Origin of the sequence: Bradyrhizobium sp. CCBAU 51745, from assembly GCF_028128715.1 — a bacterium.
GTDB classification, from domain to species: domain Bacteria; phylum Pseudomonadota; class Alphaproteobacteria; order Rhizobiales; family Xanthobacteraceae; genus Bradyrhizobium; species Bradyrhizobium manausense.
This window is the reverse complement of the sequence record NZ_LBJP01000007.1, coordinates 729,429-751,927: the sequence shown is the minus strand read 5'-3', so window position 1 is coordinate 751,927 and position 22,499 is coordinate 729,429. Positions and strand designations below refer to the sequence as shown.

Sequence of the window (22,499 nt, the reverse complement as noted above, 5' to 3'; positions counted from 1 at the left end):
TTCTTGGCTTCGGTCTCGGCCTTGCGCTTGGCTTCGTCCTCGTGACGGTGACGCTCTTCCTCGGCCTTGCGGCGGGATTCGGCGGCTTCGCGCTCGGCGCGTTCGGCGGCCTCGCGGACGGCGCGGCGCTGGGCCTCTTCCTCGGCCTGGCGGCGCTCTTCGATTTCGCGAACCTTGGCGTCAGCGAGCGCGCTGGCGCGAGCGGAACGTTCGTCCTCGGTCAAGGTACGCAGCACGACGCCGGAGCCGGCGTTGCGCGGCGGCACCGGGCGTGACGGGGCGGGCGTGGGCGCAGCCGGCGCCGGCTTTGCAACAACCGTGGGGGCCTGCGGCTCAGGGGTGCCGTCGATGCGGCGCTTGCCGCGCTTCTCGACCACGACCTGCTTGCTGCGGCCATGGCTGAAGCTCTGGCGCACAGTGCCCGTTTCGACGCGCGGCTTGAGCGATAGCGTCTTGCTCGGAACGCTCAGCTTCTTGTCGTCAGGGGTCTTGGTATCAACCATTCAGCAGTCCTAATCCTGATTTATTCAGTGTTGTGCGTTTCCGCACCGTCCTATCGGGTCGTCGTTGTCTCTCAGAAATCCTGGCCGGGCTTTTCGGCAGTCTTGTCAGCGTCCGCCATCCGGTATCGGACCAGCATCTGGCTACGTGACAGGAATGACTTGCTCGCCGGGCCCGCGAGCAGGGCAGCATGTATCACATTTGACCGGGTCAGTGCCAAATCCAATTCTACCGATTTCAGGGCGGTGATGACGGGAATCTGCGGCTTGGTACCGCGATTTCCGGCATTTTGCCGTGCCAGCATGTCCAATTTGCGGATTCCGTCCGCGGCCCCGTCGCTGGCGTGGATCAGGACCTCGACCGTGCCTTCCCTGAGGGCGCTCTCGACCTTGCCGAATCCGGTGACGATCTGGCCCGCCTTGGCGGCAATCCCAAGGGCTTCGGTCACGCTCCGGACCAGGAGCGCCTCGATGTCGGCGGGAAGCGTCTGGGGAGTGCGCAGCTCGCGCTTGAAGGCTTTGCTAAATTGGTGACGCCGCACGGCTTCCGCAACCACCTGGCGCGAGGCGGTCACCCACATGCCGCGTCCAGGCAGCTTGCGCTTGAGATCGGGAACTATATCGCCGGCAGGCGATACGACAAAGCGGATCAGCTCATCGATCGGCCGGACCTCGCGGCTGACCGCGCACATGCGCATGGTCGCGGACCTTTCGGCCCGCGGTCCATGGTCAAGTTCGCTGTCAACGCTGGCAAGCATCCGGGCGACATTCTCCCTGGCCCTTAAGCCGGCTGATCTTCGGCCGCGTCGGCCTCTTCGGCCGGCTTGGCGAGGTCCGCCTCGGTGATCCAGCCAGCCTTGACGCGGGCCTGCATGATCATGGCTTCCGCCTCGTCACGCGAGATGCCGAGGCCGTCGAGCGCGCCGGCGAACTTGGTCTGTTCGCCGCCTTCCTTGCGCTCGGTCCAGCCGACCAGATCGTCGGTGGCGCAGCCGGCGAGGTCCTCGACTGTCTTGATGTCGTTCTCGCCGAACTTCACCAGCATCTTCGAGGTCACGCCGGGCACGTCCTTCACGGCGTCCTCGACGCCGAGCTCCTTGCGCCTGGCCTCGATCTCGGCTTCCTGCTGATCGAGATATTCACGAGCACGGCTCTGCAGCTCCTGCGCGGTTTCCTCGTCGAAACCCTCGATGCTGGCGAGTTCCTTGAGGTCCACCATCGCGAGTTCCTCGACCGAGGTGAAGCCTTCGGACGCCAGCAGCTGGCCGACCACCTCGTCGACATTGAGCGATTCCATGAAGACACGGGTGGAGTTCTCGAAGTCGGCCTGGCGGCGCTCCGATTCCTCCTGCTCGGTCAGGATGTCGATGTCCCAGCCGGTGAGCTGCGAGGCCAGGCGCACGTTCTGGCCGCGGCGGCCGATCGCCAGCGAGAGCTGGTTGTTGGTATCGGGCACCACGACCTCGATGCGCTCGCGGTCTTCGTCGATCACGACCTTGGACACTTCGGCCGGCGCCAGCGCGTTGACCACGAAGGTCGCGATGTCGGGCGACCACGGAATGATGTCGATCTTCTCGCCCTGCAATTCGTTCACCACGGCCTGCACGCGCGAGCCGCGCATACCGACGCAGGCGCCGACCGGATCGACCGAGGAATCGCGGGAAATCACGCCGATTTTCGCGCGCGAGCCGGGGTCGCGGGCGACCGCCTTGATCTCGACGATGCCGTCATAGATTTCAGGCACTTCCTGCGCGAACAGCTTCGCCATGAACTGCGGATGGGTGCGGGACAGGAAGATCTGCGGTCCGCGGGTCTCGCGACGGACGTCGAAGATATAGGCGCGGACGCGGTCGCCGTTGCGGAACACTTCGCGCGGCAGCATCTCGTCGCGGCGGATGATGGCTTCACCGCGGCCGAGATCGACGATCACGCTGCCATATTCGACGCGCTTGACGACGCCGTTGACGATGTCGCCGATGCGGTCCTTGAATTCCTGATATTGCCGGTCGCGCTCGGCCTCGCGCACCTTCTGCACGATCACCTGCTTGGCCGATTGCGCGGCGATGCGGCCATATTCCAGCGGCGGCAGCGTGTCTGCGATCGTGTCGCCGACCTGGGCGCCCGGATTGGCGCGCTGCGCGTCGATCAGCGAGATCTGGTTGGAGTGGTTTTCGACCTTGTCGACCACCAGCATGTGGCGCGACAGCCGCAGCTCGCCCTTCTTCGGGTCGATCTCGGCGTGAACGTCAGTCTCGCTGCCGTAACGGGCGCGCGCCGCCTTGGCGATGGCATCTTCCATTGCCGCGATGACGATGCCGCGATCGATCGATTTCTCGCGGGCGACGGCGTCGGCGATCTGGAGCAATTCAAGTCGATTGGCGCTGACTGCCATGGCTAGTCTCCTTCGTCAGGCTCGATCTCGCCGCGCCGCGCGCGTTCGGCGGCAAGGCGATGTTTCTTGGTATTGGTCGGTGCCGGCTTCTTTTTCGGCTTGGTGTTCTTGGTGATTTTTGCACTGATCTCGGCGTGGGGTGCCTGCGGCGGCTCCAGACCGAGATCGCGGCGCATCTTGCGCTCCTCGGCCTTGCCGCGGCGCATCGATTCGGCGATCAGCTCATCGGTCAGCACCAGCCGTGCCTCACCGATATCTTCCATGGTCAGCAGCACGTCGGCGTCGTCGCCCGCCTTGGCGTCGTCGCGACGCAGGTGCACGCGGTCGCCTTCGACGGCACCGAGAATGCCGCGGAACCGCTTGCGGCCCTCATGGGCGACGGCCATCTCGACCTTCACCAGATGGCCGGAATAGCGTTCGAAATCGGAGCGGCGCACCAGCGGCCGATCGATCCCCGGCGAGGAGATCTCCAGCCGATAGGCGCGGTCGATGGGGTCGGCGACATCAAGCACCGGCGACAGCGCCCGCGAAATCGCCTCGCAATCCTCGAGCTGCATCGAACCATCAGGCCGTTCGGCCATGATCTGCACGGTGCAGCCGGCCTCGCCCGAAATACGGATCCGCACCAGGCGGTAGCCCATGCCTTCGAGCACCGGCGCCGCGACCGCAGACACCCGTGCCGCCACGCCCGGCTCGACCACGAGCCTCGGCTCGGCCAGCAACTCGGCATCGGTGGAACCAGTGGTCGGTCCGGTCATATCAGGGGTCAAGGCGCTCGATGGTTAACGCTTGGCTAAGAGGACAAAGCCCGCTTCGGAACTTTCCCGACAGCGTCGGGCCGCAATCTTCCGCCGAGCCGCGTTCAGGTAATAAAAAAGAGCGGGTCCTTTCGGGCCCACTCTCACTACGCGGATCGTATGAGAAGATGAATTGGCGCTGATATAGCCCTTTCCGCTCCCCCGGACAAGGCCCATCGCAGGCGGATGTGGCTTTTTGCGCCTCTGGCCGTCGCCCCTTGGCGCCCCTGGGGAGTGCCGACCGGCGCCCCTGGGAGCAACGCTTCTTTCACGAAGGGGGCCTAGATTCCGCAATCGTGGAGCGGCTTGAGCTATGGCGCGCCCACGGCGTGCCAGATTCGAGTTTGCGTTCCATGACCGTTGCCACGTCGCTCATTCCCGGACTGGACGATATCGTCAAACGCGGTGATCCCCGGCGTCGTGGCGAGATCGCGAGCGCTATCTGCGCGCTGTTCTTCCGGGACGCTTCAAATCTCCGTCCCGAGCTGGTCGATCTCTTTGACAATCTCCTGATCGACCTCGTCCCGCATGCCGAGCTTGCCGCGCGGGTCGATCTCGCCGAGCGCTTCTCACGGCTGGACAATGCGCCGCCTCATCTGGTCGGCCAGCTTGCGCGTGAAAACGAGATCATGGTGGCGGGTCCTGTGCTGCGCCGCTCGCCCGTGCTCGATGAAGCCGCGCTTGTCGAGATCGCCCGGCTGAAAGGCCAGGGCCATCTGCTGGCGATAACGGAGCGGCCGACCTTGTCGACCGAGATCACCGACGTGCTGGTCCAGCGCGGCGATCGCGACGTGGTGCGCCGCGCCGCCGGCAACGCCGGGGCGCATTTCTCGCCGGGCGGCTATTCGGAGCTGATCAAGCGTGCGAGCCAGGACGGCGTGCTGACGCTCAAGATCGGCCAACGCGAGGATCTTTCGGGCGAGCACCTCAAGGAGCTTCTGGACGGCACGCTCGACGTCATCAGGCGTCGCCTTTCCACGGTGGTCAATCCGACGCGTCAGGTCGAGATCAACCGCGCGATGGCGGCGATCGAGGAGGCTTCGCTGCCGCCCGGGCCGCGACGAGATTTCTCGGACGCGCAACGCACGGTGCTCGGTCTGCATCGCGGCGGCCATCTCGGCGAGAGCGCGCTGCTCGGCTTCGCCAAGGCGCACAAATACGAGGAATCGGTTGCCACGCTCTCGGCGATGTCAGGCGTCAGGCTGGCGATGCTCGATCGCCTGCTCGCGGGCGACCGCTACGATCCGATTCTGGTCATCGGCCGTGTGCTGAATCTGGGCTGGCCGACGGTGCGCGCGCTGATCCTGATGTGGTACGGGCCGCATCGCACCCCTGGTGATGCCGATCTCGAGCAGGCGCGCCTGAACTTCGCCCGCCTGATGCCATCGACCGCCGAGCGCGTCGTGAATTTCTGGCGCAACCGGCAGACGATCTGAGATTCTCTCGTCTGTCATTCCGGGGCGCGCGAAAGCGCGAACCCGGAATCTCGAGGTTCCGGGTTCGATGCTTCGCATCGCCCCGGAACGACAATCAGCTTCTTCTGAACCGCAAATACGCCGCCTTGCGTCCCTCGCGCGCGGCTTTTCGTCCATAGCGCGTCATGGTGTAGCCGACCCAGGGCTGACGGAAATCATCGGCGCGCTCGGCGAGCCATGTGAAATCCGACGCGCGCGACAGATGCGACAGCGTCCAGGCGCAGTAATCGTCGATGTCGCAGACGAAGCGGAATTCACCGCCCGCCTTCAGCACGCGCGCCATCGCAGCGATGGTCCTGTCCTGCACGAAGCGTCGCTTCCAGTGCCGTCGTTTCGGCCAGGGATCGGGATGGATCAGGTCGATCCGCGACAGCGAGGAATCGGGCAGCCAGGCCAGCAGCTCGGCGGCATCGCCGGCGAACAGGCGGATGTTGCGGATGTTGGCCGCTTCGATCTGCGCCAGGATCTTGGCCATGCCGTTGACGTAAGGCTCGCAGCCGATGAAGCCGGTGGTCGGAAAGTTTTGCGCTTCCGCGGCGAGATGTTCGCCGCCGCCGAAGCCGATCTCGAGCCGCACATCCTCGGCCGCGGGATCGAAGATCTCGTTCGCGTTCGCCGGTCTTCCCGCCGTGATGTCGAGCGACAGATGCGGCAGCAGATGATCGACCAGATCGGCCTGGTGCTGCCTGAGCTTGTGACCCTTGCGCCGTCCGAAGAAGGCGCGCTCGCCGTCGGCACGATCGGGATCTGACTTGCGTTCGCTCATCGCAGCGTCTGGTACAGGCGATAGAGCAGGCGGGCGCGCGGTTCGAGCGATGAGACGTAGAGCTGCTCATAATGGGTGTGCGCGCCCTTGCCGTCGACGCCGAGACCGTCGAGCGTGCCGGTGTAAGGCGCGGTGAAATTGCCGTCCGAGCCGCCGCCGGTGTGGGTATCGACGAGCTCGAAACCAAGTTCGGCGGCCACCGTCTTGGCATGCTCATACAGCGAGGCGCCGGCATTGCCCTTCTCGTAAGGCGGACGGTTGAGCTCGCCGGTGACGGTCACGGTCACGCCTGGTGTCTGCGAGGTCAGTCCGAGGATCTTGCCGACGAACTCGTCCGCGTCGTTGGTACCAGGCACGCGCAGATCGACTTCGGCATAGGCTTCTTCCGGCGTGACGTTGGGGCGGGTGCCGCCGCGCACCACGCCGACATTGACGGTGACGCCGCGCGTCAGATCGTTCATCCCTTCCAGCGTCTGGATGACGTTGGCGAGCTCACGCACCGCGCTGCGACCGTCTTCGGGCCGCGAGCCGGCATGCGCGGGCACGCCCTTGATGAACACCTGGAAGCGCCCGACGCCCTTGCGTCCGGTGACGATCTTGCCGCCGTCGCGCGCCGGCTCCGTCACCAGCACGTATTTGGCCTTGCGCCCCTCGTTCTCAATCAGCGCGCGTGAGGTCGGGCTTCCGATCTCCTCGTCGGAGGTGAACAGATGGGTGATGCCGAGCGGTGGACGGGTGGGTGCAGCGCACAGCTCGCGAAAGGCGTGATAGGCGATGTAGGCGCCGCCCTTCATGTCGTAGATGCCGGGACCGAACGCGCTGTCGCCTTCGACCTTGAACGGCAGCCGCGCGATGAAGCCCATGGGATGAACGGTATCGAGATGACTAAGCACCAGGATACCGGGTCGGTCCTGGCCCCAGGTCGAACGCACCGCAAGATGATCGCCGCAGCCATCGACACCGGCGATGCGTTCGAGCGTGACGGGCAGATCGCGATAATGATCGGCAACCATCGAGGTCAGCTTGTTGACCTGCTCGGGCACTTCCGTCGGCGTCTCGATCTCCACCCAGCGGCGGATACCGGCGAGGATAGTTTGGGAATCGAATGAATTGGAGCTCGCCATGGACGTATCTGTGCCTTTGAATCGCATCATTTAAGCGGAGGCAGCGCGAGGCGCGGTCCGCAAATGACGACATAGGCCAGATTTGGCGCAGTCTCAAATCGGAATGAAAAAGCGCCTCAGCGCTTGTCCGGGCCTTCGCGGGCGGCGATCTGCTCGACCAGATCGACGATCGAACGGCGCAGCTTCGAATCGGTGATTCGGGTGAACGCCTTGGTCAAAGCGAGCCCTTCCGATGTCGCGAGGAAGTCCGAGACATAAGAGGGCGACGCGCCTTCGGCGAAGCCGTCGGGGCCGGCGACGCCGCTCGGTCCGCCTTCGAACAGGAACGATACCGGCACCTGCAGAATCTCTGCAATTTGCTGGATGCGGCTCGCGCCGACCCTGTTGGTGCCCTTCTCGTATTTCTGGATCTGCTGGAATGTCAGGCCCAAAGCTTCACCGAGCTTTTCCTGACTCATGCCCAACATGATGCGGCGCATGCGCACGCGACTGCCGACATATTTGTCAACAGGGTTGGGCGCTTTCGACATTTCCTCAGCCCTCCAAACACCACCGTCGGCGCAATGAACGATTGCCTCAGGTGACAGCGACGTCAAAACTTCACTCTGATTGGGGAAACATTGCGGAGAAATTTAGCAATGCACCGCTGTCTTTTGCAGACGGTGCAGAATGGGGAGCCCGTGTGCAGTCTGTCAACCGTGGGACTACGGTTGTCAAAGGATTCCGGCCACCTCGCCGGACATCGCAAGCCGCGGTAATCAGGGGCGCCGTTTGGCAACGCGCCGCCGCACCGCCAAAATCACAGCCAGTGCGACGAGCATGGCTGCGGGGATGTCACCGACTCTCGCATAGATCGTGGGCGGGATTGCGGTCGGCAGATTTGCGTCCAAAATGCCTTCGATGCCGAGGCCGAGGCTGGCCACCGTCCGTCCCACCGGATCGATCACGGCCGAGATGCCGGTATTGGCCGAGCGGACCAGCGGCAGTCCAAGCTCAATGGCGCGCATCCGCGCCTGCTCCAGATGCTGGTACGGACCGGTCGAAATGCCGAACCAGCCGTCATTGGTGAGGTTCACCATCCAGCCCGGGCGCTCGTCGCGCGTGCCGATCTCGTCGGGGAAGATGGCCTCGTAGCAGATCAATGGCAATGCGGGCGGTGCGCTCGGCACCGGTAGCATGTGCCGCACCGTACCGGGAATGAAGCCGCCGCGCATGCGCGTCAGTTGCTCGAAGCCGAGCTTCTCCATGATGCCCTGGTACGGAAGATATTCGCCGAACGGCACCAGGTGCAGCTTGTCGTAGACGGCGAGCACACTGCCGTCGTGGTCGATCACATAGATTGAATTGTAGGCCCGCGTGATCGGCGTGCCCGGTGGCAGATCGGGCGCGCGGACCGAGCCGGTGATCAGCACCGTGCCCTTGGGCAGCAGCGCGGCGATCTCAGCCATCGCGTCGGCTTCGCGGGTCAGGAAGAACGGAAAGGCTGATTCCGGCCAGATCAGGATTGTGGCCGCGCTCACGCCGCTCGATTGCGGTCCGGAGGCGCGGTCCGACAGCGCCAGATATTTCTTCATCACCGCCGCCTTGGCGGAGTAGTTGAATTTCAGGTCCTGCTGCAGGTTGGGCTGCATCAGGCGCAGCTTGGCGCCCGCAACCATCGTGGTCGGATGCAGCGACAGGCGGATCGCGCCGAAAATGCCCATGACGACCAGCAGCGCGAGCGCCGCAGCCGGCACGCGCCATGCCGGCTTGCGATCGCGCGTGCGGTCGATCAGCACCGCCGGGCTTGCGAAGATCGCGACCGTGAGGAAGGTCATGCCCCACTGGCCGATCAGCGAGGCCGTCTGTGCCAGCGCCAGCGGCTCCGACAGCGCATAGCCGAACGCGTTCCAGGGAAAACCCGTGAGCGCGTGCCCGCGCAGCCATTCGCCAATGGTGAGGCTTGCGGCGAGCGCGAGAATGCGGGTGGCGTCCTTGGTCCAGAGCAGGCGGGCCAGCGCGAAGCCGATCGCCGTGAAGACGGAGAGATAGGCCGGCAATCCCAGCACGGCGAACGGCGTCAGCCAGGCGAACACGTCGGCGTCGACGAAGAAGGCGTAGCCGATCCAGTAGAGGCCAGGGACGAAATAGCCGAGCCCGAACCAATAGCCGGTCAGCGCCGCGGCGGGGACGCCGCCGTAACGTCCGGCACCCGCGCCGTCGATCAGCCAGACCATCACCGGGAAGGTGATGAACAGCACCGGAAAGACGTTGAATGGCGCCAGCGCCAGCACCGAGAACGCGCCGCACGCCATCGCGAGGAACGCGCGCTTCCATCCCCAGGTCAGGATGATGGCAAGCGCAATCTGCCGGAAACGCTGGAACGCGCTCACTGCGGGCCGGTCCCGTCGGCAGGCGGCGGGGTCGGGGTGTCACTGGCCGGCGGCTGGCCGCTGTCGGGTGCGGCCTCGCGGCGGCTTCGCTCGCGCTGGGTGCGCGGTGTGGGGCGTTCTTTCCGGGTCGAGATGCGCAGCCGCTTGACGCGGCGCGGATCGGCATCGAGCACCTCGACCTCGTAATGGCCGGGACCGGAGATCACCTCGCCGCGCACCGGCAGGCGCCCGACGAAGCTGACGAGATAGCCGCCCAGCGTCTCGACTTCCTCGCCGGCCTCGCCGGTGACGAAGTCCTCGCCGATGACGGTGCGGACATCCTTCAGGCTGGCGCGGGCGTCGGCGATGAAGGCGTTGTCGGGCAGCCGCACGATCGACGGCGGCTCGTCGCTGTCATGCTCGTCGTCGATCTCGCCGACGATCTGCTCGACAATGTCCTCGAGCGAAACCAGCCCGTCGCTGCCGCCATATTCGTCGACGACGAGGGCCAGGTGAATGCGCGTCGCCTGCATCTGCGCCAAAAGGTCGATCGCGCGCATCGACGGCGGCACGTAGAGCAGCTTGCGGATGATGCGCGCATCCTGCAGCGGCAGCGCGAGGTCCACGGCCTTCAGATCGAGCCCGGCCGGCAGCGGCTTCTTGCGTTTGGTCTTGGTGGCCTCCGAGACGCGCGCCCGCGCGGTCATGAAGGCGAGCAGATCGCGGATGTGGACGATGCCGACGGGATCGTCGAGCGTCTCGTTGTAGACGACGAGGCGCGAATGGCCCGCCCTCTCGAACCGATCCATCAATTCGCCGAGCGGAATGTCGCGCTTCACAGCGATGATGTCGGCACGATGCACCATGACGTCGGCGATGCGGCGCTCGTGCAGGCCGAGGATGTTGCGCAGCATGGTGCGCTCGACCGCGGAGAAGCCGGTGTCATCGGGCGTCGATGCGTCCAGCACCACCTGGAGATCGTCACGCACCGAGCCGGCTTTCCAGCCGAACAGCGTGCGGATGGCCCGCAAAAGCCAGCCCTCCGCGGTCGGGCGCATGACCTCGCCCGGCGTCACGACGGCCGGCAGATTGGCCGTGTTGCGCGGATTGTCGTGAATAGGCTCTGAGTCCGGCATATCAGTGCGTCCCCGCGCGGTCTGCATAGGGATCGGGGATGCCGAGATGAGCCAGGATCTCGGTCTCGAGTGCTTCCATTTCTTCCGCGTCGTTGTCGTTCTCGTGATCGTAGCCGATCAGATGCAGGAAACCATGCACCGCGAGATGACTCAAATGATGGTCGAACGGCTTGTGTTCCTCGTCCGCCTCGCGCCGCATGGTCTCAAAGGCGATCGCGATGTCGCCGAGCATGCGCGGCGCATCGCCCGGCTTCCATTCGCCCTCGGGCTGCAGCGCGGGAAACGACAGCACGTTGGTCGGCTTGTCGATGCCGCGCCAGTTGCTGTTGAGCGTGCGGATGCCGGCATCATCGGTCAGCATCACCGCCACTTCCGCGTCCGCGACGTCCTCGTCGACGGATCCGGCGGCCGCCGCAACGGCGCGCTGGATCACGGCTTCGGCGTCAGGCTCGCCTTGCCAGCAATCGGCGACGACGAGGACCTCGGTGATGGGAAGGTTGGGATGTGACATGGCTCTGTTCGGAACGATAAGGCGCTGTGTCAACGCCCGCCTGGTCCCGCTGTTGTCTCGTCAGGATTTGTTGCCGGCGGGCGGCCGCTGCGCCGAGCCTTCATAGGCGGCGACGATTCGTGCCACGAGCTCGTGGCGGATCACGTCCTCGGCCTTGAAATGAACTTGCGCGATGCCTTCGACGCCATCGAGCAGGCGCGTCGCCTCGGCGAGTCCCGAGGTCTGGCCGTTCGGCAGATCGATCTGCGAGGGATCGCCGGTGACGATCATGCGGCTGTTCTCGCCAAGACGCGTGAGGAACATCTTCATCTGCATCGACGTGGTGTTCTGGGCTTCGTCGAGGATGATCGCGGCATTGGTCAGCGTGCGACCGCGCATGAAGGCGAGCGGTGCGATCTCGATCTCGCCGGTCTGCAGCGCGCGCTCGACGATGCGCGCGTCCATCAGGTCGTAGAGGGCGTCGTAGATCGGGCGCAGATACGGATCGACCTTCTCGCGGAGATCGCCGGGCAAAAAGCCGAGCCGCTCGCCGGCTTCCACCGCCGGGCGCGACAGGATGATCTTGTCGACCTCCTTGCGCTCGAACAATTGCGCGGCATGGGCGACCGCGAGCCAGGTCTTGCCGGTACCGGCGGGGCCGATGCCGAACACGAGTTCATGACGCTTCAGCGCGCGGATGTAGGAGTCTTGCGCCGCCGTGCGCGCGCGCACCGGGCGCTTGCGCAAATTGATGCTGTCGAAGGTCGACTTGGCTGACTTCGCGTCAAACTCGAACAGGGACCCTTGCGCGATCACGGCGCGGATTGCGCCTTCGACTTCGCCCTGGTCGACGTCCTGGCCTTTCACCGCGTGGGCATAAAGAGTCTCCAGCACGCGGCGCGCCGCGTCGCAGCCGTCGCGGGTGCCGCCGATGGTGATGTGGTTGCCCTTGGAGTCCACGACGACGCCGAGCCGGCGCTCGATCTGCGCCAGATTCTGGCCGTAGGGGCCGACCAGCGCGGATGCGGCGCGGTTGTCGTCGAAGTCGATGACGACCTGGGTCTCGGGCGGAACTTGCATGTCGCGGTCAAATTTGCGGCTGGGAGCGATAGCAGACGAATCCGATGCGCTTTTTGGCAAGGGTTCAGGCTCCAGTGGCGATGGATGATAAAGCGGGCTCGCGCGCATGGCGTGGCGCGGCGAGCTCGCCGAGGAAACTGTAGCGCTCGAGGCTGTCGATCCTGACCGGAAGGATTTTTCCGATGATGTCGGGCGAGGCCATCACATGCGCGGGCTGGAGGAAGGCGGTGCGGCCGACGATCTGGCCGTCCTTGCGCGCCGGGCGTTCGAACAGCACGTCGACCGTTGAGCCAATCGCAGCCTTGTTGAAGGCCGATTGCTGGCTGTCGATCAAGTTCTGGAGCCGCTCCAATCGCTGGTCCATCTCGGAGGGGGACACCGTCTCCTGGATATCCGCGGCCGGCGTTCCCGGCCGGGCGGAGTATTTGAACGAATACGCCGCAGCGTAGCCGATTTGCGTGACAAGCGCGAGGGTCGCGAGAAAATCTTGCTCAGTCTCGCCGGGAAAGCCGACGATGAAATCTGATGAAAAAGCAATGTCTTGGCGCGCGGTGCGGAAACGATCGACGACGCGCCGATAATCATCGGCGGTATGTTTCCGGTTCATGGCGGCAAGAATCCGGTCCGAGCCCGACTGCACCGGAAGATGCACGAACGGCATCAGGGCGTCGAGATCGCGATGGGCTTCAATCAGACCGTCATCGACGTCGCGGGGATGGCTGGTCGAATAGCGCAGCCGCGCGATGCCGGGAATCGTCGCCAGATGTTCGAGTAGCCGGCCGAGCCCCCAGGTTTTTCCGTCAGGCCCCTCGCCGTGATAGGCGTTGACATTCTGCCCGATCAGCGTGAGCTCGCGCACGCCATTGTCGGCAAGTCGCTTCACATCGTCGACGATCTTCGCCACCGGGCGCGAGACCTCCGAGCCCCGCGTGTAGGGCACCACGCAGAACGTGCAAAACTTGTCGCAGCCTTCCTGCACCGTGACGAAAGCGGAAATGCCGCGCGCGCGGATCGCATCGGGTTTTGGCGGGGTCAGGAAGCCGAACTTGTCGGCGGCGGGAAACTCGGTCTCGATCGCGCGGCCTTCATGGCCGGCGCGCTTCAGGAGGTCGGGCAGATGATGATAGCTCTGCGGTCCGACCACGACGTCGACCACGGGCGCGCGGCGCACGATCTCTTCGCCTTCGGCCTGCGCGACGCAGCCGGCCACCGCGATCTGCATGGCGCGGCCCTCGCGCGCCGCTTCGTCCTTGGCGACGCGCAGGCGGCCGAGCTCGGAATAGACCTTTTCGGAGGCCTTCTCTCGGATATGGCAGGTGTTGAGGATGACGAGATCGGCATCCTCGGCACTCGCCGTTTCCACGAATCCTTCCGGAGCCAGGGTGTCCACCATGCGCTGGGCATCGTAGACGTTCATCTGGCAGCCATATGATTTGATGTGCAGCTTGCGCGGCGGCGTCATGGAACCCAGAGGTGAGGTGGAGGACGGCCCTCAAATATAGGCTGAGGGACCGAAAATCCAGCGAATGAGCCGATTTGGGTCGTCATTCCGGGGCGCGCGCCAGCGCGAACCCGGAATCTCGCGCGAAAACCTCTGGATTCCGGGTTCACGCGCGTTGCGCGTGCCCCGGAATGACGGCAATAGGCCGAAATCAGCCTGTCAGGGCGTCCGCGGCGACGCGCCGAACCAGGTCCGGCAATTCATGCATATCGCCGAAGGTCAGGTCGGCGCCGGCCTGGCGCAGGGTCTCGGCATGGCCGTCGTCGCAATGGCTGCCCCCGTAAAAGCCGAACACCTTCATCCCGGCCGCCCGCGCGCCGGCAATGCCAGCCAGGCTGTCCTCGATCACGACGCAGCGCTCGGGCGGCACGCCCATCTGGCTGGCTGCGAACAGGAACAGGTCCGGCGCCGGCTTGCCGTTCGCCACTTGGGAGGACGAGAAGATATTCGGCGCGAGGCGTTCATAGAGCCCCGTGCTTCCGAGGCTCACCTGCATGCGCGGATGCGAGCCGCTCGAAGCAACACAGACGCGTTGCGTCACGACATCGAGCACGTCGTGGATGCCGCGGATCGCCTCGAGGTCGGCTTCGAACGCGCGGAACAGCTCGTCCTGGAGATCGCCGTGATAGGCCTCGGGCAGCTTGCGGCCGAGCTCGCTTTCGATTTCGAGATTGGCCTGCTTCGTCGAACGGCCGAGGAAGCGCTCGGACACCTGTGCCGAGGTGATCGGATAGCCGTGGCGCGTGAGCACATCGGCATGAGCGCGACAGGAAATCACCTCGCTGTCCACGAGCACGCCGTCGCAATCGAAGATGATGAGGTCGATGGGCACGAGACTTAAGACGTCGGCTTGTCGTCGTCGAGCGGGACGCAATAGAGCTCGAGCCTGTGATCGACCAGCTTGTAGCCGAGCTTGCGGGCGATCTCCGCCTGCAGCTTCTCGATCTCTTCCGAGGTGAACTCGATCACCTTGCCGTCGCGCAGGTTGATGAGGTGGTCGTGATGGCTGTCGCGCATCGTTTCGTAGCGCGCGCGGCCCTCGCGAAAATCGTGGCGTTCGATGATGCCTGCGTCCTCGAACAGCTTGACGGTGCGATAGACCGTCGAGATCGAGATCTTGTCGTCGACCGCGACACAGCGTCGGTACAATTCCTCGACGTCGGGGTGATCGACCGCTTCCGCAAGCACGCGCGCGATCACGCGGCGCTGCTCGGTCATGCGCATGCCGGTGGCGGCACAGCGCGCCTCGATGCCGGTCGCCTTGGATGCCGAAGAAGGTTTAAGTCCGGTCATGGTGTGTCCGCCTGCGGGGGCGCTTTCTGCCATCAATGTTACGACAAGTCACGCCGCATCAGAAGTGCGTTCAATTGTTCCCCGTTCGGCTGCTTATAGTAGCGTTCGCGGCGCCCGACCACCACGAATCCGGCCCTCTCATAGAGGCGTCGTGCGGGCTGGTTGTTCTCCTCGACCTCCAGAAAGATCGTTCGCACGCCGCGTCCCGCAAGGTGACCGAGATGGGTCATCAGCAGCGTGCGGGAGAGGCCGCGGCCGCGGTGGGCCTGGTCGATCGCGACCGAGAGGATTTCGGCTTCGTCCGCGCCGATCCGCGATACCGCAAAGCCGATGATTTTGCGCCCCACGCGCAAGCGGTGCACCAGCGTGTTGCGCTCGCTGAGCATGGCCTCGAATTCGCTCTCGCCCCAGCCATGCGCAAAGGACGCGCCGTGCAATTGCGCCAGCCGTGCCGCGTCGCGTGCTGCTGCCGGCTCAACGGCGGCCGTGCCGCCGCGCCACCAGTCCGAAAACCATCTCATCATGAGCTTGCGGCTGGAGCGAGCGGCGGCAATGCGGCCGGCTTTGCGTCGGGCGCCTTCAGATAAAACGGCCGCGCCGGCGTCGTGTCGGGATTGGCCGCGGCACCGAGCCACGCGACCCAGCCGATGTCGGGTGCGGGCTGCGCGTCGACGGACACAGGTTGTGGCGCATCCTTGGGCCAGCGCTCGGCGAGAATGTTCGCGGCGTTGCCGACCAGGTGTGGCGCGCCGAATCGCGCCGCTGCGATCGCCTCATCGATGGAGGCGATGCCTGGCTGCACCAGCTGGCTGCCGTCGCCGCCGACGATCTGGAAATAGACGTGGTCATGCCGCGCATCGATCGCCGAGATCACCGGCACCGAACCGCTCCGGCCGATGATGGGGGCCGCATAGGCCGACAAGGTCGTCAGCCCAACCGCCGGCCGCTTGGCTGCGAGCGCAAGACCGCGTGCCGCCGAAATGCCGACGCGCAAGCCGGTGAAGCTGCCGGGACCGACGGTCACAGCGATGCGGTCGAGTGCAGTGAAAGCAAGGTCCGCCGATTGCATCACGCGCGCGATCATCGGCATCAGCGCCTCGGCGTGACCGCGCTTCATCAGCATCTGCTCCTGCGCAAGGAGCTCGCCGGCGTCGGTATCGAGCACTGCGGCCGCGCACGCCTCCAGCGCGGTATCGATGGCAAGGATCAGCATGAAAAAGCGAATGGCTGATGGCGAATAGTAGGCAGTCTAGCGAACCAGACGATTATCCGCCATGTGTCATTCACTATACGTAGCCCCATGGCGCCGCACTTCGTAGGGTGGGCAAAGGCGTTCTTGCGCCGTGCCCACCATCTCTATCCTACGGCAGGGAGGTGGGCACGTTTCGCTTTGCCCACCCTACGGCATCCGTGCTCACATCGGCCGGACTTCGACCACGTCGGGCACGAAATGCTTGAGCAAATTCTGAATGCCGTGCTGCAGCGTCGCGGTCGAGGAGGGGCAGCCCGAGCAGGCGCCCTTCATGTTGAGATAGACGATCCCGTCCTTGAAGCCGCGGAAGGTGATGTCGCCGCCGTCATTGGCGACCGCCGGCCGCACCCGCGTCTCGATCAGGTCCTTGATCATGTCGACCGTCTCGGCATCGGCTTCGTCGAAGAATTCGTCCTCGTCGTCGAGATCGATGTCGCCCTGCGCTTCGCCGCCGGCGAGCAGCGGCGCGCCGGACATGTAGTGCTCCATGATGGCGCCGAGGATCGCGGGCTTGAGCTGCTGCCATTCACCGTCCGCCTTGGTGACGGTGATGAAGTCCGATCCGTAGAACACGCCGGTGACGCCGGGCACGTCGAACAGCTTTTCCGCGAGCGGCGAACGGGTTGCGGCTTCGCGGCTCGAAAATTCCATCGGGCTGCCGTCGGACACGACGCGGCCGGGAATGAACTTCAGCGTGGCGGGATTGGGGGTGGCTTCGGTTTGAATGAACATGGGTTTCTCCAGACGTCGCCGGTTCAAGGCCGGCGCGTGGCCTCTTCCCTAGCAGATGGCGACGGAGAACGCACGATCAAGACCGTTTTGCAGATAAATCAGGGAGTTAGGTCCCTTTTGTCGTCCCTCGCGTGCTTCTCGTTCCGTCATTCCGGGGCGATGCGTAGCATCGAACCCGGAATCTCGAGATTCCGGGTTCGCTCTGCGGGCGCCCCGGAATGATTGTGACGATAAGCAATCACCGCCGGCGGATGAAGCCGACGATGTCCTTGGAGAGCTTCATGGTCTCCTCGGCGATGGCGCGGGCCCGGTCGGAACCCTCGTTCAGGATGGTGTCGATGTGGCCGGGGTCCGCAACCAGGCGCTTCATCTCGCCGGCGATCGGTGCGAGCTTGCTGACGCACAGCTCGGCCAGCGCGTTCTTGAAGCTGGAGAACTGGCCGCCGCCGAATTCGCGGAGCACGTCGGCCTTGGAGCGGTCGGAGAGGGCGGCGAAAATGCCGACCAGATTGTCGGCCTCGGGGCGCGCTTCCAGGCCTTTCTCTTCGCTCGGCAGTGGCTCCGGGTCGGTCTTCGCCTTGCGGATCTTCTGCGCGATGGTGTCGGCGTCGTCGGTCAGGTTGATGCGCGAATTGTCCGACGCATCCGACTTCGACATCTTCTTGGTGCCGTCGCGCAAGCTCATCACCCGCGTCGCCGGCCCCGTGATCAAGGGTTCCGGCAGCGGAAAGAACAGGCCGTCATTCGTGCCTTGCGCGCGGATCGAGTCGCCGAAATCGTTGTTGAACTTCTGCGCGATGTCGCGCGAGAGCTCGAGATGCTGCTTCTGGTCCTCGCCGACGGGAACATGGGTGGCGCGGTAGAGCAGGATGTCGGCGGCCATCAGCACGGGATAGTCGAACAGCCCGACCGAGGCGTTCTCGCGGTCCTTGCCGGCCTTCTCCTTGAACTGGGTCATGCGGCCGAGCCAGCCCATGCGCGCGACACAGTTGAAGATCCAGGCGAGCTCGGCGTGGCCGGAGACCTGGCTCTGGTTGAACACGATGTGCTTGTTCGGATCGATGCCGGCGGCGATGAACGCCGCGGTCACCTCGCGGGTGTTGCGCGCGAGCTCGACCGGTCCGCCCCAGACGTCCAGGCCTTGCGTGATCGCGTGCATGTCGACCACGCAATAGATGCAGTTGTGGGTTTCCTGCATCTTCACGAAGTTGACGATCGCGCCGAGGTAGTTGCCGAGGTGCAGATTGCCCGTCGGCTGGACGCCTGAAAAGACCCGTTCAACGAATGGCATGGTCAGCTTCCCATAGGTATTTGGCCGTCGTTTCCAACAGCGAGGCTGCCCCGTCAAGGGCAATTCGCTAAGCGGGCCGCCTCAGTGCGGCAGCCGCCTCGCGCCAGGAGGCCGCGCCGAGGATTTGCAGAAGCAGGCCGTAGACGGCGATCCCGGCCGCGATCTGAAGGCCCAGCACCAGGACGCGAACCAGGCCATGGGCCTCTGATGGCATCAGATCCCTGGTCAGCCAGAGCAGGGCACCCATGGCAGCTGCGGCAAGCACGATCCGCGGCAGCCGCTTGCGGGCGGCGACGTCAAGCGAGAAGCCGAATTCGCTAGTGCCTTTTCGCAGCAAGGAGGCTGCGCTGCTCCAGGCTCCAGCGGCGATACTTGCGGCAATGCCACTTGCGCCGAAGAAATGCCCGAGCAACACGGCGAGGGCGATCGCGACCACAAGGCCTTTGGCCGTTGCGAGCAGCGGCGTCATCGTGTCGCCGCGGGCAAAAAAGGCCGGCGACAGCGCCTTGATCAGCACATGCGCGGGCAGGCCCAGCGCCAGCCATATCAGCGCATGCGCGGTCGCCGCGCTGTCCTCAATGCCGAAGGCGCCATGTTCGAACAGCAGCCGCACGATCGGCTCCGCCAGCACGGCAAGGCCCAGCGTGGCCGGCAGCGCGAGCCCGCTCGCCAGTTCCAGCGCGCGCGATTCGGCATGCGCCACGGCGTCGCGGTCGCTGCTGCCGACGGCGCGAGTCAATTCCGGCACCAGCACCGTGCCCATGGCGACGCCGACAATGCCGAGCGGCAGCTCGATCAGGCGGTTGGCGAAATAGAGCCAGGACACGGCCGATGGGGTCGCGGAGGCGATGATCGCGCCCGCCACCATCAGCCATTGCGGGCCCGAGCTTGCGATCATGCCGGGAATGGCCTTGGCGAAAAATCCGCGCATCTCCTTGTCGAAGCTTGCGCGCAACGGCGTCGCCAGGCGCGCGCTTCGCTGCGAGCCCAGCATCACCAGTTGCAGCAGGCCGGCGATGCCCACGGTCGCCGCCAGCATCCACGCAGAGCGAGCGGCATCGGCATGCCACAGCAGCAGCGCGGCGATGGCGGCAATCAGCGCGATGTTGAACAGCAGCGGCGAGAACGCCGTGAGCGCAAATCGCCCCTGCGCGTTCAATAGGCCCATCAGCACCGTCACCGGACCGGCAAAGGCGAGATAAGGCAGCATCAGCCGCGCGTTCTGGACGGCGAGATCGAGCGTGGCGCTGCCGACGAAGCCCGGCGCGATGATCATGATGATCAGCGGCATCAGAAGCGCAATGCCGATCGAGATCACGATCAGGAATGCGCTGACCGTGCCAAGCACGCGCCCCGCGAAGGCCGAGGCGGCCTGTTCGCCATCGCGCTCACGGACGCGCAGCCAAGCCGGGATCAGGGCTGCATTCAGCGCCCCCTCGCTGAGCAGCCGCCGCACCACGTTGACGAGCTGGAAGGCGGCCAGAAACGCATCCGCGACAGTGCCGGTGCCGAGCAACGCCGCGATCAGGGAATCGCGGGCAAAGCCCAGCAGCCGGGAGGCCAGTGTTCCTGTGGAGACAGTCAGGAAGGAGCGGATCATCGGAGCCGTTATAATACCGTTGCTTGCCCGCGAAGGGCCGGTCGTGATAGGCCGCGAGCCAGATTTCAGCTCGACAGGAAGCGGATTTCCTCGGGGTTCGCAATCCGGCAAACAGGATCAAAGTGAATGGCTGACGTGAAATATGACGTTCTCGGCATCGGCAATGCGCTGTTCGACGTGCTGGTCCGGACCGATGAGGCCTTTTTGGTCAAGCACGGGATGACCAAGGGCAGCATGTCGCTGATCGACGAGGCGCGGGCCGCGGCCATCTACAATGACATGGGTCCGGCGACGGAAGTCTCGGGGGGATCTGCCGCCAACACCATTGTCGGCATTGGCAGCCTGGGCGCGCGCGCTGCCTATGTCGGCAAGGTCAAGGACGACCAGATCGGCAAGCTCTATGTCCACGACATCCGCGCCGCCGGGGTCGCGTTCAATACACCGCCCGCGAAGGACGGGCCCGCCACCGGCTGCTCTTACATCCTGGTGACGGGTGATGGCGAGCGCACCATGAACACCTATCTCGGCGCGGCGCAGGATCTGTCGCCGGCCGATATCGATCCGGCCGAGATCGCGGCTGCCAAGATTGTCTATCTCGAAGGTTATCTCTGGGATCCGCCGGGCGCCAAGGAAGCCTTCCTGAAGGCCTCCAGGATCGCCCACGAGGCCGGCCGCAAGGTGGCACTGACCCTGTCGGACTCCTTCTGCGTCGGCCGCTATCGCGACGAGTTTCTCGAGCTGATGCGGGGTGGCACCGCCGACATCGTGTTCGCCAACGAGTCGGAGCTGCACTCGCTCTACGAGACCTCCGATTTCGACACCGCGCTCAAGCAGCTGCGCAGCGACGTCAAGCTCGGCGTGGTCACCCGCAGCGAGAAGGGCTGCGTCGTGGTGACGCCGACCGACGCCGTCGCCGCGCCTGCCTCGCCGATCGCGCAGCTGGTCGACACCACCGGCGCCGGCGATCTGTTCGCGGCGGGCTTCCTCTACGGCCTCTCGCGCGACCTCTCGCACAAGCAATGCGGCGAGCTCGGCGCGCTTGCCGCCGCCGAAGTGATCCAGCACATCGGCGCACGCCCGCAGGTGTCGCTGAGGGAGCTGGCCCAGCAGCGCGGGCTGACGGTTTAAGGCCCGTCTTTCTCCCCGTCATTGCGAGCGTCGTTCTCCGCCGTCATCGCCCGGCCAGTGCGCAATTGCGCACTAGGACCGGGCGATCCAGTAATCCGAGGCCGTCGTGATTGAATCGATGGGCTGCGGCGTACTGGATCCCCCGCCTTCGCGGGGGATGACAGTCTTCGTGTTGTGAGAGCCGTGCTCTTCACGCCGCCTTTTGCCCACTGCCCGCGTCGAGCCCGGCATAGACGCCACGCTCGAAGCCCGCGAAGGCCTGCAGGCATTTCGCATCGGCAAATGGCAGCAGCTGCATCAGGATCACGCCGGTGACATCGCGCGCCGGGTCGATCCAGAAATAGGTGTTGGCGAGGCCCGCCCAGGCGAGGCTGCCGGCGCTGCGCCCCTCAGCCGTCCTGGCGGTGTTGATCATGAAGCTGAGGCCCCACTTCTTCACCTGATCCGGATAGAGATCGACGTCGTTGGTGTAAACAGGCGCTGCCGTCGTCATCTTGGTCATGTTGAGATCGCCCATCTGGTTTTGTCCCATCATGGCGATCGTCTCTGGCTTCAGCACCTGGTTGCCGTTGCCGCGGCCCTTGTTCAGGATCATCTGCGTAAATTTGATGTAGTCGCCCGCGGTCGAATAGAGGCCGCCGCCACCCATGTGGAATTCCGGATTCTGCTCGAGCTCGAACGGGATCGCGGCAAGCGCGCCATCCTCGCCGCGGGCATGCATGCCGACGAGTCGCTTGCGCATATCGTCGCTGATCTTGAAGCCGGTGTCGCTCATGCCGAGCGGCGCGAACAGATTGTCGCGCAAGTAGGCATCGAGCCGCTTGCCGCTGACGGCTTCCACGGCCTTGCCGACGAAATCGATATTGGTGCCGTATTCCCAGCGCGTGCCGGGGTCGGACACCACAGGCGTCTTCAGTGCCGCGTTCTGGCAGGTGATGATTCCGGGCGTGCCTGTTTTCTCCATGTAGCGCGCGAATTCGCCATTCCACATGTCGTAGCAGAAGCCCGCCGTGTGGGTCATGAGCTGGCGCAGCGTGATCGCGCTTTTCGCCGGCCGCAGTCTTGGCTCGCCCTTGGCATCAAAGCCTTCCAGCACTTGCGGATTGGCGAGGTCGGGCAGCACCGATCCGATCGGCGCATCGAGCGACAGCTTGCCCTGCTCGACCAGCTGCATCGCGCCCGCTGCTGTCACCGCCTTCGTCATCGAGGCGATCCAGAAGACGCTATCACCACTCATCGCATCGGGCTTGGACAGGTCGCGCTTGCCGAACGCGCCCTGATACAGAATGTCGCTGCCGCTGGCGGCGATCGCAACAACGCCGGGAATCTCCTTGGCATCGCTTGTCTTGCGCAGAATCTCGTCGATCTGGGCTTTGCTTTGCATCAGCGTTTCCTCCGATTTGATGATTGTTGGAAGTGGTCGGATTGTCCTCCCGCGGGTCGCGTGCGGCAAGCGTGGCGATATGCATCCTGTGGTCGCGATGTCGTGATTTGACGCTCTGCGCTCCGCGCGGGAGGACTGATCTGCAACACGTCTTCACAATCTGCGGTGGATGGCCGCAACGGGCCGTGACCTTGGATAGGCCCGGGC

General features: G+C 64.9%; 22 protein-coding genes. 2 read left to right on the top strand and 20 right to left on the bottom strand.

The genetic code is table 11. The annotated features are described in order from the left end of the window. From XH98_RS10690 to rimP, 4 genes are all read right to left on the bottom strand, one after another. On the bottom strand, positions 1-503 hold a 503-nt coding region (locus XH98_RS10690; protein ID WP_271618553.1), incomplete at its 3' end, for a translation initiation factor IF-2 associated domain-containing protein. Between the two features lie 71 nt (positions 504-574). Further along, the gene (locus tag XH98_RS10685; RefSeq protein WP_271600334.1) at positions 575-1,258 is read right to left on the bottom strand and encodes an RNA-binding protein; all 684 of its coding nucleotides are present in this window, start codon (positions 1,256-1,258) and stop codon (positions 575-577) included. A gap of 23 nt (positions 1,259-1,281) precedes the next feature. Further along, positions 1,282-2,892 (bottom strand): transcription termination factor NusA, encoded by a 1,611-nt coding sequence (gene nusA, locus XH98_RS10680; protein ID WP_271600335.1) that lies wholly within the window; start codon positions 2,890-2,892, stop codon positions 1,282-1,284. 2 nt (positions 2,893-2,894) lie between these two features. Next, positions 2,895-3,650: a ribosome maturation factor RimP gene (gene rimP / locus XH98_RS10675; protein WP_271600336.1), complete on the bottom strand. Its 756-nt coding sequence runs from the start codon at positions 3,648-3,650 to the stop codon at positions 2,895-2,897. A 392-nt stretch (positions 3,651-4,042) separates the two neighbouring features. Here rimP and XH98_RS10670 point away from each other — a divergent pair, with 392 nt between their 5' ends. Further along, on the top strand, positions 4,043-5,125 hold the full coding sequence (locus XH98_RS10670; protein ID WP_271618552.1) for a DUF2336 domain-containing protein: 1,083 nt from the start codon (positions 4,043-4,045) through the stop codon (positions 5,123-5,125). A 94-nt stretch (positions 5,126-5,219) separates the two neighbouring features. Here XH98_RS10670 and trmB read toward each other — a convergent pair whose 3' ends face one another. The 15 genes from trmB to murJ all read right to left on the bottom strand — a co-directional run bounded on the left by trmB (position 5,220) and on the right by murJ (position 19,780). Continuing rightward, positions 5,220-5,930, bottom strand: a complete 711-nt coding sequence (trmB, locus tag XH98_RS10665) for a tRNA (guanosine(46)-N7)-methyltransferase TrmB (RefSeq protein ID WP_271600338.1) — start codon at positions 5,928-5,930, stop codon at positions 5,220-5,222. Continuing rightward, a complete protein-coding gene (locus tag XH98_RS10660) occupies positions 5,927-7,084 on the bottom strand; it encodes a M20 family metallopeptidase (protein WP_271600339.1) in 1,158 nt (385 codons plus the stop codon). The genes trmB and XH98_RS10660 overlap by 4 nt, the downstream gene beginning before the upstream one ends. An 86-nt stretch (positions 7,085-7,170) precedes the next feature. Then, a complete protein-coding gene (locus XH98_RS10655) occupies positions 7,171-7,584 on the bottom strand; it encodes a helix-turn-helix domain-containing protein (RefSeq protein WP_057746952.1) in 414 nt (137 codons plus the stop codon). 228 nt (positions 7,585-7,812) lie between these two features. Beyond that, complete coding sequence (gene lnt / locus XH98_RS10650) at positions 7,813-9,426, bottom strand: apolipoprotein N-acyltransferase (RefSeq protein ID WP_271600340.1); 1,614 nt, start codon at positions 9,424-9,426, stop codon at positions 7,813-7,815. Next, entirely contained in the window at positions 9,423-10,541 is a 1,119-nt protein-coding gene (locus XH98_RS10645; protein ID WP_271600341.1) for a hemolysin family protein, read from the bottom strand. The genes lnt and XH98_RS10645 overlap by 4 nt, the downstream gene beginning before the upstream one ends. A 1-nt stretch (position 10,542) precedes the next feature. Next, the gene (gene ybeY / locus XH98_RS10640) at positions 10,543-11,052 is read right to left on the bottom strand and encodes an rRNA maturation RNase YbeY (protein ID WP_271618551.1); all 510 of its coding nucleotides are present in this window, start codon (positions 11,050-11,052) and stop codon (positions 10,543-10,545) included. A 60-nt stretch (positions 11,053-11,112) separates the two neighbouring features. Further along, on the bottom strand, positions 11,113-12,111 hold the full coding sequence (locus tag XH98_RS10635; protein WP_271600343.1) for a PhoH family protein: 999 nt from the start codon (positions 12,109-12,111) through the stop codon (positions 11,113-11,115). Positions 12,112-12,175: 64 nt separating this feature from the next. Further along, entirely contained in the window at positions 12,176-13,573 is a 1,398-nt protein-coding gene (gene miaB, locus XH98_RS10630; protein WP_271618550.1) for a tRNA (N6-isopentenyl adenosine(37)-C2)-methylthiotransferase MiaB, read from the bottom strand. A 190-nt stretch (positions 13,574-13,763) separates the two neighbouring features. Further along, entirely contained in the window at positions 13,764-14,444 is a 681-nt protein-coding gene (locus XH98_RS10625) for an HAD family hydrolase (protein ID WP_271618549.1), read from the bottom strand. A gap of 5 nt (positions 14,445-14,449) precedes the next feature. After that, entirely contained in the window at positions 14,450-14,905 is a 456-nt protein-coding gene (locus XH98_RS10620; RefSeq protein ID WP_057746941.1) for a Fur family transcriptional regulator, read from the bottom strand. A gap of 38 nt (positions 14,906-14,943) precedes the next feature. After that, complete coding sequence (gene rimI / locus XH98_RS10615) at positions 14,944-15,429, bottom strand: ribosomal protein S18-alanine N-acetyltransferase (RefSeq protein WP_271600347.1); 486 nt, start codon at positions 15,427-15,429, stop codon at positions 14,944-14,946. Further along, on the bottom strand, positions 15,426-16,118 hold the full coding sequence (gene tsaB, locus XH98_RS10610; RefSeq protein ID WP_271618548.1) for a tRNA (adenosine(37)-N6)-threonylcarbamoyltransferase complex dimerization subunit type 1 TsaB: 693 nt from the start codon (positions 16,116-16,118) through the stop codon (positions 15,426-15,428). The genes rimI and tsaB overlap by 4 nt, the downstream gene beginning before the upstream one ends. A gap of 201 nt (positions 16,119-16,319) precedes the next feature. After that, positions 16,320-16,889, bottom strand: coding sequence for a NifU family protein (locus tag XH98_RS10605; RefSeq protein ID WP_220004224.1), 570 nt, complete (start codon positions 16,887-16,889; stop codon positions 16,320-16,322). Positions 16,890-17,127: 238 nt separating this feature from the next. Then, positions 17,128-18,180 (bottom strand): tryptophan--tRNA ligase, encoded by a 1,053-nt coding sequence (gene trpS / locus XH98_RS10600; RefSeq protein WP_271600349.1) that lies wholly within the window; start codon positions 18,178-18,180, stop codon positions 17,128-17,130. Between the two features lie 67 nt (positions 18,181-18,247). Further along, on the bottom strand, positions 18,248-19,780 hold the full coding sequence (gene murJ / locus XH98_RS10595; protein WP_271618547.1) for a murein biosynthesis integral membrane protein MurJ: 1,533 nt from the start codon (positions 19,778-19,780) through the stop codon (positions 18,248-18,250). Between the two features lie 126 nt (positions 19,781-19,906). Between murJ and XH98_RS10590 the strand changes: the two genes are divergently transcribed. After that, positions 19,907-20,908, top strand: coding sequence for an adenosine kinase (locus XH98_RS10590; protein WP_271618546.1), 1,002 nt, complete (start codon positions 19,907-19,909; stop codon positions 20,906-20,908). Between the two features lie 190 nt (positions 20,909-21,098). Here XH98_RS10590 and XH98_RS10585 read toward each other — a convergent pair whose 3' ends face one another. Continuing rightward, positions 21,099-22,292 (bottom strand): serine hydrolase domain-containing protein, encoded by a 1,194-nt coding sequence (locus XH98_RS10585; protein WP_271600352.1) that lies wholly within the window; start codon positions 22,290-22,292, stop codon positions 21,099-21,101. Positions 22,293-22,499 lie beyond the last annotated feature (207 nt).

What these genes read in the sequence shown, in the direction of transcription:
- miaB (WP_271618550.1), bottom strand. Translation starts at nt 13,573, where the DNA reads ATGACGCCGCCGCGCAAGCTGCACATCAAATCATATGGCTGCCAGATG.
- tsaB (WP_271618548.1), bottom strand. Translation starts at nt 16,118, where the DNA reads ATGCTGATCCTTGCCATCGATACCGCGCTGGAGGCGTGCGCGGCCGCA.
- murJ (WP_271618547.1), bottom strand. Translation starts at nt 19,780, where the DNA reads ATGATCCGCTCCTTCCTGACTGTCTCCACAGGAACACTGGCCTCCCGG.
- XH98_RS10660 (WP_271600339.1), bottom strand. Translation starts at nt 7,084, where the DNA reads ATGATGCGATTCAAAGGCACAGATACGTCCATGGCGAGCTCCAATTCA.
- ybeY (WP_271618551.1), bottom strand. Translation starts at nt 11,052, where the DNA reads ATGTCACATCCCAACCTTCCCATCACCGAGGTCCTCGTCGTCGCCGAT.
- rimI (WP_271600347.1), bottom strand. Translation starts at nt 15,429, where the DNA reads ATGATGAGATGGTTTTCGGACTGGTGGCGCGGCGGCACGGCCGCCGTT.
- XH98_RS10655 (WP_057746952.1), bottom strand. Translation starts at nt 7,584, where the DNA reads ATGTCGAAAGCGCCCAACCCTGTTGACAAATATGTCGGCAGTCGCGTG.
- rimP (WP_271600336.1), bottom strand. Translation starts at nt 3,650, where the DNA reads ATGACCGGACCGACCACTGGTTCCACCGATGCCGAGTTGCTGGCCGAG.
- trmB (WP_271600338.1), bottom strand. Translation starts at nt 5,930, where the DNA reads ATGAGCGAACGCAAGTCAGATCCCGATCGTGCCGACGGCGAGCGCGCC.
- trpS (WP_271600349.1), bottom strand. Translation starts at nt 18,180, where the DNA reads ATGCCATTCGTTGAACGGGTCTTTTCAGGCGTCCAGCCGACGGGCAAT.
- XH98_RS10620 (WP_057746941.1), bottom strand. Translation starts at nt 14,905, where the DNA reads ATGACCGGACTTAAACCTTCTTCGGCATCCAAGGCGACCGGCATCGAG.
- XH98_RS10635 (WP_271600343.1), bottom strand. Translation starts at nt 12,111, where the DNA reads ATGCAAGTTCCGCCCGAGACCCAGGTCGTCATCGACTTCGACGACAAC.
- XH98_RS10605 (WP_220004224.1), bottom strand. Translation starts at nt 16,889, where the DNA reads ATGTTCATTCAAACCGAAGCCACCCCCAATCCCGCCACGCTGAAGTTC.
- XH98_RS10685 (WP_271600334.1), bottom strand. Translation starts at nt 1,258, where the DNA reads ATGCTTGCCAGCGTTGACAGCGAACTTGACCATGGACCGCGGGCCGAA.
- XH98_RS10585 (WP_271600352.1), bottom strand. Translation starts at nt 22,292, where the DNA reads ATGCAAAGCAAAGCCCAGATCGACGAGATTCTGCGCAAGACAAGCGAT.
- XH98_RS10670 (WP_271618552.1), top strand. Translation starts at nt 4,043, where the DNA reads ATGACCGTTGCCACGTCGCTCATTCCCGGACTGGACGATATCGTCAAA.
- XH98_RS10645 (WP_271600341.1), bottom strand. Translation starts at nt 10,541, where the DNA reads ATGCCGGACTCAGAGCCTATTCACGACAATCCGCGCAACACGGCCAAT.
- XH98_RS10590 (WP_271618546.1), top strand. Translation starts at nt 19,907, where the DNA reads ATGGCTGACGTGAAATATGACGTTCTCGGCATCGGCAATGCGCTGTTC.
- nusA (WP_271600335.1), bottom strand. Translation starts at nt 2,892, where the DNA reads ATGGCAGTCAGCGCCAATCGACTTGAATTGCTCCAGATCGCCGACGCC.